Raw genomic sequence first — 15,415 nt, 5'->3', positions numbered from 1 at the left:
AGGTATGGATAATGTTGTAAAATTCAAAGTGGGACAAAATATTGTCTATCCTCTGCAGGGGGTCGGACGGGTGGATGCGATTGAGGAGCGACAATTTAATGGCTCTGCGAGTACGTATTATACGATTTACCTGCACTCTTTTGATATGACGGTCTTTGTGCCGGTGGAGAAGGCGCCAGAGCTTGGGTTACGCCCGATTGTCTCTAAGAAGAAGGCCAAGGAGGCCTTGGCGATTGTGGCTAAGGATAATGAGCCGATGAAGGGTGATTGGAAGGCGCGTTACCAGATTAATCGGGATCTGCTGAAGCAGGGCAGTGTGGTGGATATTGCTACGGTGGTGCGGGCGTTGTATCATCGCAGTAAGGTTAAGGAGTTGCCGGTGCAGGAGCGCAAGCTTTTTGATGATGCGTTGCGCCTCTTGGTGGATGAGATTTCGGCCGCCCTTGAGCAGTCGACCAAAGAGGTGGAGCGTTTGATCTTTGGGCAATTGGAGCCTATCTCGGGGAGCATTGATGTGCTCTACGACGAAGATGATGAGTAACGGCGTTTTTATCCTTCTCGCCGGTGGTAGCTCGAGTCGTATGGGGGGGGATAAAAAGGAGCTTCTGCCGTTGCCTGAGGGCGATAATGCGCTCTCCCGTCTCAGTCAGATGCTAGAGCAAGGCAAGCTTATCAAACACCTGCACGTGGTCTATGCGCCCATGCACGAGGAGGCGATCCGTCAAGCGGTAGCTCTCTTTACGGGAAGGATCACCTTTTCGCCGGCTGGAACTACCCGACAAGCTTCGGTGTGGCAGGCGCTTGAGCAACTCTCTGCTTACGCTCCGCAGTGGGTGATGATCCACGATGGGGCACGCCCTTGGTTGACGCATCAGCTTATCGAGAGGTTGCATGAGGGGTTGGCACAGCACGAGGCGCTCTTGCCGATTATCCCACTCACCGATAGCCTCAAGCGTCTGGACGCAGAAGGTGTCGTGGTGGAGGAGTGTGATCGTCGTAGCTATGGTTTGGCGCAGACGCCACAAGCCTTTCACTTTGATGCGATCTATCAAGCCCATAAGGCGCTACAGCGAGGGAATTTCTCCGACGATACCTCGATTTATCACGCCCATCATGGTAGACATGCGCAAAGCATTTTAGGGGAGATCGGTAATAAAAAATTGACCTATCGGGAGGATTTGGCCTAATGCAAGAGCATTACCGTATTGGTTTGGGCGAGGATATTCACCGACTAGGCGCACCCCGTCCGCTCTGGTTGGCAGGCATGGAGGTGAGCCCAAGTGGCGGAGCCATTGCGCACTCCGACGGCGACGTGGTGCTACACGCCCTCATTGACGCGCTCTTAGGGGCGCTCGCGCTTGGCGACATCGGCGATCACTTCCCCCCCAGCGATCCTGCCTATCGCGATATGGCAAGCACGCTCTTTCTCGAAAAAGTCTTGCCGATGATCCACCAGCGAGGCTACCGCATCAACAATTGCGACATCACTATCCGCCTCGAGCGCCCTAAATTATATCCCTTTAAGCAAGCGCTAAGAGAGCATTTGGCAAAATTACTCCACGTTGACATCGAACAAATTTCGCTCAAAGCCAAAACCAGCGAAGGACTGGATGCGGTGGGCGAGGGCGAGGCGGTTTTTTGTCAAGTTGCCGTCCTGCTGGCTAGACAGAGCGTGCCTTTATCTCTATAATAGCAATATGAGTATGATTGAAGCCGTGATTTTGGGATTACTGCAGGGCGTGAGCGAATTTTTACCGGTATCCAGTTCGGGACATTTGTTGTTGGCGAAGCGTTGGTTTGGGCTTGCCGAGATCCCGATTCTCTTCGATCTTGCGTTGCATTTGGCGACACTGGGCGCGGTCGTGTTGCTCTTTCGCCAGACGATTGCGCGTCTCTTTCTGGTGTTGATACGCTGGGTCGCGCGTAAGTCGCTACCCAGCGATCGCAGTGATTTATCTTATATTGCGTTAATTCTTATCGCCACGATGATTACCGCGGTGATGGGTTTGCTCTTGAAAGATTTAGCGCTTCCTGCGCGCTTGGTCTACGCGGGCTTTCTTTACACCTCGACGCTACTCATTATTAGCACGCGTTTTATCAAGCGCGGTGAGGTAAGCGAACCGATCGGCGAGGCTGGATGGTTGGGCAATACGTTGCGCGGTATTATCATTGGATTTTTACAAGGCTTGGCGGTGCTCCCTGGAATTTCGCGTTCAGGCTCGACGATTAGTGGTGCACTCTTTTGTGGCATCACGCGCGAACGTGCTGGCGAGCTCTCTTTTTTACTCTCTATCCCTGCGATTGTCGGTGGATTTATCCTCACCTTGCGAGAGGGTCAAGGCGAAGATCTCCTTGCTCAAATGGATCTACTCCCGTTACTTGTGGCGCTGGTGGTGGCCTTTGCCTCGGGATACTTTGCGCTACGCCTGCTCATGCGTTTGGTAAAAGAGATGAAGCTTCACTACTTCGCCTTCTACCTCATTCCCTTGGCAATTCTTGGACTCTTCGGGATTCTTCCCTAATGATAATGGATGAGATTGCGCTGGATAAGATCGATCGGCGCGAACCGTTTGCGCTCTATGTGCACTTGCCTTTTTGTCATTATCGATGCCATTATTGCGACTTTTACGCTTCCGCTGGGGTCGATCCGCAATTACGACGCAAGGTGATCGCGCGGATTTTGCGAGAGATTACTAACCAGTTAGCGTATCTTCACATGGAGCGCTTGGTGAGTGTTTATGTGGGTGGCGGTACCCCTAGTATGATCGACGGCGATCAGCTCTCGGCGTTGATCGACTTAGTACAAAGTTATCATCCTCAACAAGTTACTATCGAGGTAAACCCCGAAGATGTGAGTAAAGATTTAATCGATGCGTTGGGGTTAGCGCGCTGGCAAAATCTACGGGTGAGCATGGGCATGCAGACGTTTCATCAAGCTAGCCTCGATGCGGTGGGGCGCAAGGTAACCACCCAACAGATGTTCGACGCATTAGAGCTTTTGTCGCCGTATAAAGCGCGTCTAAGTCTCGACTTAATTGCAGGTCTACCCTTCCACACGCAAGCCATTGTGGAATCGGATATGCACCGCCTCGTTACTTATCGACCTGCCCACCTCTCGCTTTATGCCCTAGCCATGGAGGAGGGGACGGTACTCACTTATCGCCACCATCCGCACCTCCCCAACGAAGAAGAGCGAAGCATCCAGTGGCAAGCCTCTCAACGGATGCTGTTAGCCTCGGGATATCAGCAGTACGAGGTCTCCAATTACGCGCTAACGCCCAATGATTATAGCTTACAAAATACGCACTATTGGCAACTCAAGCCCTATATCGGTATTGGGCCAGGTGCAGTGGGAACTCTGCCCTTGCTGGATGGATCGGCGTTGCGCATTACGGGGCGACGCGAATTTGGTGTTTGGTCAAATCCCGATGATATCAATCTTTGGCATAGAGACATGATCGAGCGCGAGAGCTTTATCTTTGAACACTACATGATGGGGTTTCGCACGGCATTAGGTATCAGTAAAGCGATTCTTAAAGAGCGTTTTGGTGATGCGGGATTAGCCCCATGGGAGCATTTACAAAAAAGCAAGTGGCGAGAATTCTTGCAAGAGGATGATAGGTATATCACCCTCACCGAGCAAGGGCGATTGGTGCTGGATGCCATCTTACTCGATCTCCTTTAGGGCAATGCTTGCAGAATATTTTATCGAATAGAGTCTGTGCTAAGATAGGATAGCTAAACACTTTATATCAAATATTTAGCTCAATAATAATTTGGTTAATGAATTTGAATGGGACGTACCAAAAGAGAATGCTTACATCTTGTTTAACAGCCTCTAAACATAATTGATAAATACTCTTTTCATCGTGAAACAAAGGTAATATAGATTGGATTCTATCTGGATCCTTTTTTATAGCTTCTGCGCATAGTTCAAAAGTTTTGAGTTTATTTGGGATATCTTCCAAATGCCCATCTTGGTTAATAGCAATAAGACAAAGTTCATAAGTTCTATGCTTATTAGGCACATGGGATAATGCCCATCCTGCATTCTTCACGCTAACAAGGCATATGTCATAGGTTTTATATTCATCTGGGACGTATTCCAAAGCATCACCATTGTTGGTAACAGCAGCTAAGCAAAGCTCATAGGTTTTATGCTCGTCAGGTACATCTTTTAAAGATGTAATATTATTTTCTAGAAGGATTAAATAGAATTGATAGGATTTACAATTGTTTGGTATACGCTTTATGATATCATGGATTTTTCTGAAGTAGGATGGTCGTTTTTTTAAGCTATCAATGGTTTGTTGGATAAAGATATAATACATTTCGCATGTTCGTAAGGCTTCTGGGATCTCCCATAATAGGTGATGATTTTTATTAAAAGTTTCTATGTAAAAATTATCTACTTTATGTTTATCTGGAACAAATCTAAGATTAGTAGGATTATGTACCACAGCTTCAATACAAATTTCATAGGTCTTGTATTCCTCAGGAAGCAAGTCGAATGCTACTCCATTACTTTTTGTAGCTTCTAAATAAAGAGCATCACTAACAAAATTTTGAGGAAGATACTGTAGAATTTTCCCATTTTGCCTAACGGTATTTACATAAAAGGAGTAATTTTGTAGTTCGCCTGGAATATCTTTTATTAACAATGGATTACGTTTGATAATTGCAAGATAAATGTCAGGAGTATGGTATTTTGTTGGTACTATAGCTAAAATTTCCTCTAAATCTTGATTATTAAAATCATTAAATGGATAGTTGAATGCAGCTAAGTATAGTTCATCACTTTGGAATTCAATTGGTATTTGGTTCTTTATTTTAGGTTCTGATAGTCGAGATAAAAGTAAAACCTCGTCATCGATTAGATCTTCAAAATCATCACCTTCAATTTGTTCATAAGTTATATATAATAAGGATTGATATCCATAATGTCTAGCAACCTCTAAATAAAAATCATAGGTATGAAACTCCTCTTTAATGTGTTCTAAAGCAGAGTAAAAGGTTTCTTCTTTAACTAATTCAAGACAAAGATCGTAGCATGAAGTTCTTTGGCAGATGTCAATCATATCTTCTTCTTGACAATTCTCTCTATCTCGTATTGGAATAGTAAGCCATAATTCTTTGGTTAAATAATTATCAGGAATATAAGGAAGAAGTCTAAAGCCTGATTCTTGCTGTATTGCATCTAATACCATTTCATAGGTGATAAACTCAAGTTGCGTGTATTGTAACCATGATCCTCCATTAAGAAGATTTAAAACTATCTCAAATTTGTTGTTTAGGTACTTTTTAGGAATAACATCTTTGTCAATGTCGCAATCATATAGTTTAATGATTTCAACATAAAAAGCATATGTTTTTATTTCCTCTGGTATATATGGTAGAATTTCAAAGAGTGAAAACTCATCTCCAAAACCATGCTCTGGATGATATTTTTGAATTGTTTCCCAGCATAGTTCATATGTTTTGAATTCATCTGGAATATAAGCTATAACATATTCATCGAATTCATCTTGGGGGTAGGAAGCTTTGACAGTCTCTAAGTAGATTTCATAAATTAAGTATTCTTTAGGAATGTAGCCAAATAAAGGATATGGATTGAGTTTTGAAGCACTTAAACACATTTCGTATGTTCTAAATTTTTTAGGTATGTAAGAAAGGATACGTTCAATGACGGTCTCTATGTCATTTTCTTTGGTATATAAGGCGTAAGGTCTCTTGAAGTTTTGATTAATGATTTGATTAAAGGCTAGGTTAGATAACTCTTGATTCCTCTCTTCAGAATGGATCGAGTTTAGATTCAACCCATTTTCTTTTACTAAATCAAGATATTGAGTATATTTTTCAGTCATTTTTACCTCCTAAAAATAAATGAATAAAAACCCGCCCTAGTTCATGTGAGGAAGGGCGGTTTATAAACACTTATGGCAAAATCTTACTTGTTTTTGTGTCGATTTTTGCGAAGCTTTTTTTTACGCTTGTGGGTTGCGATTTTCTTTCTTTTACGTTTTCTTCCGCAGGGCATGCACCAACTCCTTATCATAACAATAAACTGCTTCTATTATCGCTTTTAATGCTAGAAAGGTCAAGGGCTTTCGCCTAAATTTAGTGGGAATAATGGTCGATTTTCTCTATAACAGCCAAAAAGTGTGGAGGATGCGGTGATGGTGGTGTTATTTTTAGATATTTTAGATATGGCGGGGAGCTTGGCCTTTGCGCTTTCGGGGGCGCTGGCGGGGAAAAAAAAGAAGATGGATGGCTTTGGCATTATCTTTTTGGCCAGTGTTACGACCTTTGGTGGTGGGCTTACGCGCGATTTACTCTTGCATAGCAAACCCGTGGCGATCTTTGAGAGCCCGCGCTATCTTATTATTGCGATTGTTGCCGGATTGGTGGTGCGCTATTTTGATCATCAAAAGGTAGAGAAGCAGTCGTTGATGATTGCCCTATTCGACGCCAGTGGCTTGGCCGTTTTTACGGCATTTGGCACGATGCGCGCCATCGAGGTGGGGGCGCCCATGCATGGTGCCCTCCTGATGGGCATGATAACGGGTTGCGTGGGAGGCATCATCCGCGACATCTTGCGCGACGAACCTCCGCTCATTCTCTATGGCGACTTTTACGCCCGCGCGAGTCTACTGGGGAGTCTCTTACTCTACTTTTTGTACGTCTATCTGGCGTTGCCTAGCGTGGTGGCAATTGTCAGCTGTGTGATACTTGTCTTTGTGTTGCGCCTCTACGTTATCTTGAAGAACCCGCACTACCAAGAGCGTGTGCGCCAGCACCTACGCCCCTTCCGTATCAAAAAAGATCGCCGTAAAGATAGGTAAATAGCCGTTTCTATTGCACGCATGTTTTACTCCTTATCTCGGTGTATCCATACATAAATAGGAAATGATCAATCGGTGGATAGCCAGCGAGAAGTTTTGGGATAGAACTAAGCCAACACGGGGGATAAACCCACATTTATGGCTTAGGTAAATTAGCTAATGGGGGTAATGCCTCGCTCTCTCACATGCTTTTGCAACACACCACGACTATTATGGAACGTCTTTATATAGGTGCTTTTACGCGTTTCGTAGTTCTTAATACTACTATAACCAATAAATTCTATCGAGGCAATATCCGAGGTATGAGTCTCTTTTTCATGCATTTTTGGTGCTAAAAAGAAACCATGATAAAAACGCATGCCATTTGCCTCATACTCTAAAAAGTCAACGCCCTCACTAATCACCTTAATGCTCCCATAGCGACAATTTAAGATCTTCTTCAGGTCGCTCTTAAATTGGGCAAGAGTTTTAGAGTCAGGGTTGCGCAGTACAAACTCTTGATAAAAATCACTCTCTTTACTAAGATACTGGATAATAGACTCATGCTCCCAAGCTAGCGCCACAGCCTCCGGGAGAGGTGAGTATCCATTGACAATAAAGTTAAAATTTTCTAAAAATCCACCATCTTCCACAAGCAACCTTATCTTATTCTCATCCAAATTGTAGATCAGTTCTATCTCTTTCCCTTGGTAAGTCATATCAAAATCTACAAGCACATCACTAGGAAATTTACGGCTTGCTCCGCAAGTGTGCTCTGCCGAGGCATCTTGCCCATTTAATCCAAATGCTATAACTAGCACCATTAACAGTAAAAAATTTGGCAATAAGGCACTTGAGGGCTTGTCTCATCTTTAAAACTAAAAGGCACAATCGCCTTTTAGTTTTTTTTAGTAGAAAATTTTAAATATTGGTTGTATTTTTCAAGCATCATATTTTTTGTATACTGCTCCATATACTCAAAATCAGGCTCTCCTAAATTATTGATAGGGAGCATAATTTTAGTAGATAATAATCTATTACCTGTCCAACTATAGCCGTGAGAAAATTTTTGTTTATTCACACTTAAGCATTTAGCTATAAACACACCATTGAAAGAGTTTAATTTATGGGCATAACCACAAGATGTCTTCCCACTCATACCAATAAAGTTCATCGGTATATAGTGGGCTAATCCAGCAGCACCATCTCCTATCTGAACAAAAAGAATACAATTTCCTCTCGAAACCCAGTTAGGGTTTGATTTAATACTACACATCGACACATACCCATTATTAAGCTTAGAAGCCGCTATATAAGGTACATCATCGCCTTCAATCAGTTGGTCTGTAGTCTTACCTTTTGTTGCTTCAATTTTTTGAAATAATTCACTTACTTTAAGAGGTTTCCACGCTTTCTCATTTAAAGCTGGTATTTCTTTGTAACTAAGGTTACTTAGCTTAGTTAAGAGATATTTTTGATAACGAGAGAGCATTAGCTCCTTTTTAGACTTGGTGTATTGCGTCATATACTCAAAATCAGGTTTATTATCCTCCGTTACTGGCAAGAGAATAATCTCTTTATTAATTCTCGTGTTATTAATTTCTCGATAAAAACTATATTTATACTGTAATCGTGTTAGTAACACAGAGATGAAAAGATAGATAAAATTATTAAAATTATCATTTTTTAACCCTGTTACGTGATCGCTTGCAATAAAAGAGTAAGGATGATAGAAAGCCTTGCCAACGCTACCACTGTTAGCAATAGATAAACAATGGGAAAATATACGTATCCCATCTGCGTTCCCAATAAAACCATCAACTCCATTATTTAAAGCAGTTGAAGAAACATAAGGGGTATTACCCGTAATATGACTTGCTGTTTTCAGTCGCTTACCACGTGTAATCAGGGGAAATAATGTGTTTAGATGAAACGCTTCCCATTCCCTATCATTAATCATCTTTTTCTCCCTTCTCATTAAACAAGTATTCTCGATTCTGCATAATCATCGAAAACTCAAAGGTAAGATAATCGCCTATCGTTTTTTCAAAGTCAGCATCTGTGGGTATCTCATCGTTAAAGTAATAAAAGCTATGCAACCATTCATCACTTGGTTCTACTCTTGTTTCCACACAAAACTTAGAGGGAGCTTCTGTATTGCCATTCCACACATCTAGTAAATGTTTGCGTTTATCCTTGGCAGAATTACTCTCTACTAAGCCAACGTGTTGTCTTACTTCATAGCCATCTTCTCTAAAATCGATAAACTTGCAGATATGCTCTGCCTCATGTGGTTCGTGGGCTGTAAAAATCGCAATAACAGGGTTTGTTCCTACCCCATAAAAAGTATTCGTATTACAAGTAATAACTCCTTCTAAAGTGTGTTTTTTAAGAATACCCTCTCTTAATGTTTGCTCTATCTTTGTCTTACCTGTCATAGAGGATTGGGGGACAATGACGGCAGCCTTTGCACCAGTAGTTAATGAGTTCAATAGTTGTTCCATAAAGGCTAACTCATATTGAGAGGGGTCTTCCTTTGACCCTTGCGAGTAGGGAGGATTCATCAAGCCGATGGTTGCACCTTTTAGTTGCACTTGTGCGGGATTCTTTTTCAAAAAATCACTACATTCAAGATTGCTGTTGCCGTCTCGTCTTAATATCATATTAGCAGCCGCTACGGCAAACATATTGCTTTGTAGCTCGATACCGTGTAGCTGTTTTTTTTTAATATTCTTACGTTGTTGTTCATTACTAGCCTTAGCTAACATCCTATGCATTGCAGAAATCAAAAAGCCAGCAGTTCCACAAGTAGGGTCAAGTACTACATCGTCAGGTTGAACATCAACTAAATCGCACATTAAGTCAGTTATATGATTAGGGGTTAAAATGATACCCAAGGTTTGACCATCACCGCCAGAATAGCTCATAAACTCACCATAAAAACGACCAACAAAATCTTCTGAAGTTTTTTGATACTTTATGTTTTTAAACACGTGCTCAAAGAGAAACTCCGTGTAAAACTTGAGAGGAGTTTTACCTAAGGTTTCATTAATTTCATTAAGTCTAAAGCTGGTGTGGAAAATAGCAAATTCGGCAAGAAGTTTATCCTTCTTGGCATCTGGCCCCACATTAGAACGGGTTAAACGTCCTTTAATTGCATTCATTAGTTTGTCGCCATCACGACTTCCTTGCGTTTGGTCGCCTGTAAGCAAGGAAAGACTAAAGCCCCCGTATTCAATTTCATCTAAAGCCAAAAGGATTCCAGCCACAACTAAAGGCTTATCTTGGTCTTTTAGAGTACCATAATTACGTAAATATTCGTGCAATTCTGCCGCATCTTTTAAAATTTGTTCCGTAGTTTTTTCAATATCTGTTGCTTCTTCTAACACATATCTAATATAGTACTCTTGGATGTTTTTCGGCGAAAACCATACAAAAGATTCAAGTTCCTCTAACTTTTTATACCCCTCTCTATCATCTACCCATAGTGGAGTAATCTTGTGGTGTTTTTCATCCCCAGAAACCCCTACTGCAAAGACCTTTCTAAAAGGACTATTTTGAGCGATGTGCTTTGCATAAAAATAAGCTCCATTTACAGCATAATCAACCACGTCTTTTGTTTCCGTTGAAATAAGCCCTGTAGAGGTCAAAGCAAGATGTTTATTAACATCAGCCTTATTTTCTATCACTAGCACAAAGTCGCCAATAACCGCTACATACTCAGGAAAACCAACCTTACCAGTTCCTCGCTTAGACGCAGTTTTTAAGGCTTCATTCAGCTCTTTGACATTACTACCTTGAGCATCAAACTTAATACCATTCTCTTTTAATTGGGATGCAACCCATATATCCGTGATTACTTCTTTTTTAGCCATTATTATAACTCCACTCCACCTAAAATTTTTCTAACATCTTTTCTATCGTGTCTATAAATAAGTTCTTATTCTTTCGATTGTTATAGACATAGCTTGTCTCTCCTACGTACAAGTGAGTATTCTTCTTGCTATAGTGATGATGTGAACCATACCAAGCCCTCTTGATTAAACTCCAAAACCCTTCTATTGAATTAGTATGCACATCCCCAGCTACAAATCGTTCGCTATGATTAATCACAAAATGAGAGACCCCATTGTTCCCCATAGGAGCATAGCCTAAATATTCATCTGTAACTAAAATAGACTTAATCTTATCCACGTTATCGTCAAAGATTCTTTTTAACGTCTTAAAGTTCATAGACTCTTTTTCTCTATCTACAACTTCTACTCTTACTTCTCCTCCTCGCTCTTGCACTCCAACAACTGCGGTCTTGTTTGTCCCTCTACCTCTCTTATTCTTTCCTACATTGCCACGAGGTTTTCCTCCTATGTAAGTTTCGTCCATTTCTATTATTCCTTGTAATAAGATACTCTCTTTTGTATTCATAGCTACACGAATCTTGTTTTGGATTTTGAGGGCAGTACCTTGACGTAAGCCCAAATCTCTTGAGATTTGATAAGAAGATAGAGATTTTTTAGCATTGAGCATAAGAGCTAAAATTTGAAACCATTGAGGAAGAAGTTTAGCATTATCAAAGATAGTACCCGAAGTAACAGAAAAAGATTTTTGACAAGAGTAGCACTGATGACGGGGGGAGCGATTGCTTTCCTTTTTAGCACCTGTTTTAGTAGAATTGCAATAAGGGCAAATAACACCTTCAGCCCATCTAGCTTTTTCTAAAAACTGTATGCACTGCTCTTGTGTTTGATACTTTCTAATAATCTCTACAATAGTCATAACTTTTCCTCTTATAACCATTGTACTATATTTTTAATTTTTAGTCAAGCCCATAAGTGTCTTATTGCCAAAAATTTTTTTCATATACAATCTCCTATACACCGCTGTTAAGATCAACGGTATGCTATCATTATAGCAAAAGAGAGTGAGATAGTAAAGAGAAGTTATTTATGGGCAGAGAGATAGCCATACAGCTGATGCATGGCGTGTAGGCGTTTGCATAGGGTTTGACGTTTTTGTGCGCTCTCGGTGAGGCAGTGGAGCCAGTAGGGGAGAATCGGGCTAAAGAGCGCGCAGGCAGGGTGATGGCTTAGGGGTTGCGCGTTGCTCTTATCGGCATCGAGGCGTTGCAGGAGATCGGCAAGGAGGCGCAGGGCTTCTTGTTGATAATGTTGAAGCTGTGGAATAAAGGCAGGATCGTCGGCAATGCGTGTTTGGGCTATCTTGCGGTGGGTTTGCTCGATCTTCTCTCGTATGATAGGAAGCTCTAGCGCACGCGCTACGGTTGCATAAGGCGCGCCATGAATTTTTGCACCGATTGCACTTAGGTTATAAGTGGGGATGGTCTCCTGCGCGAGCGCTTCTTCTAGCCACTGCACGTACAGACGCATACGCGCATCGCTGGCCACCTCTTTGCCTTGATTATCTTTTAGGGAGATCTCTTGTTGATGTTTGAGTCTTAGTTGCTGGCTCAAGATGCTCTGGGTACGGGTGTGGTTGGCCACAATCCACTGCTCAAAGAGCGCGCCTTTGGCGTGGGTTTCTGCTTGGGGATAGGCGAAATCTGCGCCCACTAACCAGATACTCGTTGCCTGCATCTGGAGGGCGAGATCCCACGCGGAAATGGTTACGGAGCCCCCTGATCGTAGCGCTCCCCATGGTTTGAGTTGTTGACTAAGCGGTTGCATCAGTGGGACGATGGGACTTATCAGGTAGCGTTGATGCTCCTCGATGGTTCGCCACAGGAGCGGATGCACCGCACTATCGATAACATAAGGAATCCCCTTAATGTCGAGGTTATCGAGGTGGCGCGCGTTCCAGTACTGGCTATCAATGGAGAGGATCATATCGGGACGAATGTGGTGGGCAAGCAGGATACGCACGGCGGTGTCGACACAAATCAGGAGCATGCGTTCGCGTAGTTGCGTGAGATGTGGTAGCAGATTTGCAAGGCTGGGCCCGGCCGCCACAATTAAGACAGGAAGACCGTGAAATGCATCAAAGAGAGATTTTACTGGCTTAGCGCTTGCCCAGTGCGGGAGATTTTTTATGCTATTGCGCCACCACAACAGCCCGTATTGTTGCAGGGCGAGTTGATTGGTCTTTTGACGCTGTTGATATTGTAAAAAGATCGTTTTGAAGGGGGCGAAGCGATCGGGCTCTTGCTGCACACGGGCGCGAAATTCATGCCAATGGGGCTGTTGTGCTTGCCATTGAATCAGGTGGTGCTGAAGATCGGCGGGGTGCGAAGATGGAATAATGGCCAGCTGTGGGTGTTTCAATATATCCGTAAGCACGGGGCTTTGGCGAAGCAGATTAAGGTAGGCTAAGTTTGGCTCAAGGATAATAATTTTACGTTCTGGATAGGTGCGAATGACCGCTTGGGCAAAGTAGCCCAAGCCCACTCCCGCTAAGATGATAGTATCCCAACCATCGGGGAGGGTGGTAAGCTCTTTTGATGCCTCACGTTGTGGATCATAGCGCGAGTGTAGGGCAAGACCATGGGCAATGAGGGTAGGTAGTTCACTTTTGGTCTCTGTTAAGACTAGTTGTGGATCGGGGGGGAGAAGATTAAGCGTGGTATCAAGGGCGGGGAAACGCTGGGCAAATTGATCGAGGAGACTAGGCTTCATTATCCCCACTCTTGAGGCGAATGGTCATCTCGGGGCGCAAGAGCGAATCAGCAGGAGGAAATTGTTCGGCGACCCAAAACCCTGTGCCATCCACCCGAAAAAAGAGATCGTCTTTGCGGAAAAAGTGAAGCGCTTGGCGCAGACTCTTGCCCTCAAATTGGGGCAGACTTGCGTTAAGTGCAGGATAATCGGGGGTGCTAGGATCGGGTAAGTGATCAAGGTGGAGGAAGTGGGCGTATCGGCTAGGTAGCCCCAAGTGAGGCACCAGCACCTCAATAATATTACGGGCTAAGGGCGCTGCGACGTTCGATCCCCATATCGACTTACCGGGGGAGTGCATCACGACATAAACGATATACTGCGGGTCGTTTGCAGGGACAAAGGCGAGGGTACTGGCGATGTACTTATCGGTGCTATACGCACCAGTTACGGGGTCGATAGTCTGACTCGTTCCCGTCTTGCCACCCACCGAGAGGTCGGGCATTTGCAAGCGCCTAGCGATACCTTTCTCCACACTATGGTGCAGTTGCGCAAGCACGGCTTGCACGGTGTATGGCGAGATTGCTTGCCCGATCTCTTCACGCGGATAGCTACGGAAAATATGTCCATCGCCATCGAGTACGTGTTTGACAATCTGCGGTTTTATGATGGTACCTTGATTGGTAAAGGCGGTGGCTGCTTGCATAATCTGCATGGAGGAGACACCGATCTCTTGCCCCATCGCGATAGTAGGTTTGGTGCGTGCCGACCATTTTGGCGTATCGGCTAAGAGACCAGTACTCTCGGCGCTCAAAGGAACATTGGTACGCTTGCCAAAGCCAAAGGCCTCAATGGCATCATGAAAATCATCACGACTCATACGCTCACTAAAGTAGGCCATGCCCGCATTACAGCTGTTAGCCATCACATCGGCAACGGTCTGCTCGCCATGTTCGGCAACGCATTTAATACGAAAGGTCTCGCCATTAATCGTTTGCTCGTAATGCCCCGGACAGCAGAAGGTCTCCCCTGGATCGATGACGTTCGCCTCAAGCATGGCGGCCATGGTAAAGACTTTAAAGACCGATCCCGGCTCGTAGGCCTCCACAACGGGACGATTCATGCGTTCGTACTCACTATAACGGTGATAGAAGGTGGGATTGAAGCTAGGCAGGCTGACATAACTCAAAATTTCCCCACTCTTGCCGTCCATAATCAGAGCAACAGCTGATTGCGCCTCCTCCTCACGTAGACCTTGGCGCATGATCGACTCGATGCTGGCTTGCAGATTGATATCTAAGGTAAGCTCAAGGGAGTAGCCTCGGATGATCTCTTGGTCGTCGATAACGGCGATGGGCGAGAGAAATTTATCGAACGCAAATTCTAATCCGCCTCCACCCTTAGCATCTAAGTTGAGATAGCCTAGCAACGGTGCAGCTAAGTCGCCTTGGGGGTAAGATCGGCTAAATTCGGGAGTAATGCGGATCCCGTTGAGGCGATGTTCAAGCATTACCTCCTCCACGCGCTCTTTAATCTGTACGTCGGCACGGCGCAAGAGGGTGAGGGTATTAGACGGATGAGCCAAAATGCGATCGTAGAGCTCGGTTTGTGGCCACAAAATGATCGGCGCAAGGTGTGTGGAGAGCGCACGAATCGATTGCAGATACTCCTCATTGGTCTCATAAGGTTGTTCATTGCGTACCGTGGGCAACCACAGTGATATCGTGTACTCAACGACTTGTGTAGCGAGGATATGTCCACGCCGATCATAAATAGCTCCCCGTTCGACAATCGGAAGCGTATTGGTGGGGATGCGTGCCTTGCCCTTACGCATAATCCACATCGAAAAGAGAATAATAATGCTCAAGGCAACCGCCGTAAGAATGAGCACAATGCGTTGTCTGGTGGTTAAATGTGAGGTATGTTTAAGCGATTTAAGCTGGCTCGTCGCGTTCTTGCGATGGATCATAAGCTCCCCTTTTTGGTGAT

General features: G+C 44.1%; 13 protein-coding genes. 6 read left to right on the top strand and 7 right to left on the bottom strand.

Going from position 1 to position 15,415, the window contains the following annotated elements:
* The first annotated feature begins 4 nt into the window (after window positions 1-4).
* Genes PVA46_RS06370 through PVA46_RS06350 form a run of 5 tightly spaced genes read left to right on the top strand, consistent with a single transcriptional unit; the run spans window position 5 to window position 3,685 of the window.
* Window positions 5-541, top strand: a complete 537-nt coding sequence (locus PVA46_RS06370; RefSeq protein WP_338032666.1) for a CarD family transcriptional regulator — start codon at window positions 5-7, stop codon at window positions 539-541.
* On the top strand, window positions 531-1,187 hold the full coding sequence (locus PVA46_RS06365) for an IspD/TarI family cytidylyltransferase (RefSeq protein ID WP_274360276.1): 657 nt from the start codon (window positions 531-533) through the stop codon (window positions 1,185-1,187). Before PVA46_RS06370 ends, PVA46_RS06365 begins: the two co-directional genes overlap by 11 nt.
* On the top strand, window positions 1,187-1,690 hold the full coding sequence (ispF, locus tag PVA46_RS06360; RefSeq protein WP_167695912.1) for a 2-C-methyl-D-erythritol 2,4-cyclodiphosphate synthase: 504 nt from the start codon (window positions 1,187-1,189) through the stop codon (window positions 1,688-1,690). Before PVA46_RS06365 ends, ispF begins: the two co-directional genes overlap by 1 nt.
* Window positions 1,691-1,697: 7 nt before the next feature.
* Window positions 1,698-2,522 (top strand): undecaprenyl-diphosphate phosphatase, encoded by an 825-nt coding sequence (locus PVA46_RS06355; protein ID WP_167695911.1) that lies wholly within the window; start codon window positions 1,698-1,700, stop codon window positions 2,520-2,522.
* Window positions 2,522-3,685 (top strand): coproporphyrinogen-III oxidase family protein, encoded by a 1,164-nt coding sequence (locus PVA46_RS06350; protein ID WP_167695910.1) that lies wholly within the window; start codon window positions 2,522-2,524, stop codon window positions 3,683-3,685. The genes PVA46_RS06355 and PVA46_RS06350 overlap by 1 nt, the downstream gene beginning before the upstream one ends.
* A 67-nt stretch (window positions 3,686-3,752) precedes the next feature.
* On the opposite strand, the gene PVA46_RS06345 is transcribed toward PVA46_RS06350, so the two are convergent.
* Window positions 3,753-5,864: a DUF4116 domain-containing protein gene (locus tag PVA46_RS06345; protein ID WP_167695909.1), complete on the bottom strand. Its 2,112-nt coding sequence runs from the start codon at window positions 5,862-5,864 to the stop codon at window positions 3,753-3,755.
* 312 nt (window positions 5,865-6,176) lie between these two features.
* On the opposite strand from PVA46_RS06345, the gene PVA46_RS06340 reads away from it, so the two are divergent.
* Window positions 6,177-6,842, top strand: a complete 666-nt coding sequence (locus tag PVA46_RS06340) for a trimeric intracellular cation channel family protein (protein ID WP_246226763.1) — start codon at window positions 6,177-6,179, stop codon at window positions 6,840-6,842.
* 152 nt (window positions 6,843-6,994) lie between these two features.
* Here PVA46_RS06340 and PVA46_RS06335 read toward each other — a convergent pair whose 3' ends face one another.
* The 6 genes from PVA46_RS06335 to PVA46_RS06310 form a co-directional block, all read right to left on the bottom strand.
* Window positions 6,995-7,645, bottom strand: a complete 651-nt coding sequence (locus PVA46_RS06335; RefSeq protein ID WP_167695907.1) for a hypothetical protein — start codon at window positions 7,643-7,645, stop codon at window positions 6,995-6,997.
* A 74-nt stretch (window positions 7,646-7,719) separates the two neighbouring features.
* Entirely contained in the window at window positions 7,720-8,781 is a 1,062-nt protein-coding gene (locus PVA46_RS06330; protein ID WP_167695906.1) for a restriction endonuclease subunit S, read from the bottom strand.
* Entirely contained in the window at window positions 8,774-10,696 is a 1,923-nt protein-coding gene (locus PVA46_RS06325) for an HsdM family class I SAM-dependent methyltransferase (protein WP_167695905.1), read from the bottom strand. Before PVA46_RS06325 ends, PVA46_RS06330 begins: the two co-directional genes overlap by 8 nt.
* A gap of 19 nt (window positions 10,697-10,715) precedes the next feature.
* Complete coding sequence (locus PVA46_RS06320) at window positions 10,716-11,594, bottom strand: IS1595 family transposase (protein WP_167695904.1); 879 nt, start codon at window positions 11,592-11,594, stop codon at window positions 10,716-10,718.
* Between the two features lie 164 nt (window positions 11,595-11,758).
* Window positions 11,759-13,447: a motility associated factor glycosyltransferase family protein gene (locus PVA46_RS06315; RefSeq protein ID WP_167695903.1), complete on the bottom strand. Its 1,689-nt coding sequence runs from the start codon at window positions 13,445-13,447 to the stop codon at window positions 11,759-11,761.
* A complete protein-coding gene (locus PVA46_RS06310) occupies window positions 13,437-15,395 on the bottom strand; it encodes a penicillin-binding transpeptidase domain-containing protein (protein ID WP_167695902.1) in 1,959 nt (652 codons plus the stop codon). The genes PVA46_RS06315 and PVA46_RS06310 overlap by 11 nt, the downstream gene beginning before the upstream one ends.
* Window positions 15,396-15,415: the final 20 nt, after the last annotated feature.

Source organism: Entomospira culicis, assembly GCF_028748145.1.
GTDB classification, from domain to species: domain Bacteria; phylum Spirochaetota; class Spirochaetia; order WRBN01; family WRBN01; genus Entomospira; species Entomospira culicis.
Note: the sequence above shows the minus strand (reverse complement) of the source record. Positions and strands in the feature narration are given on the sequence as shown.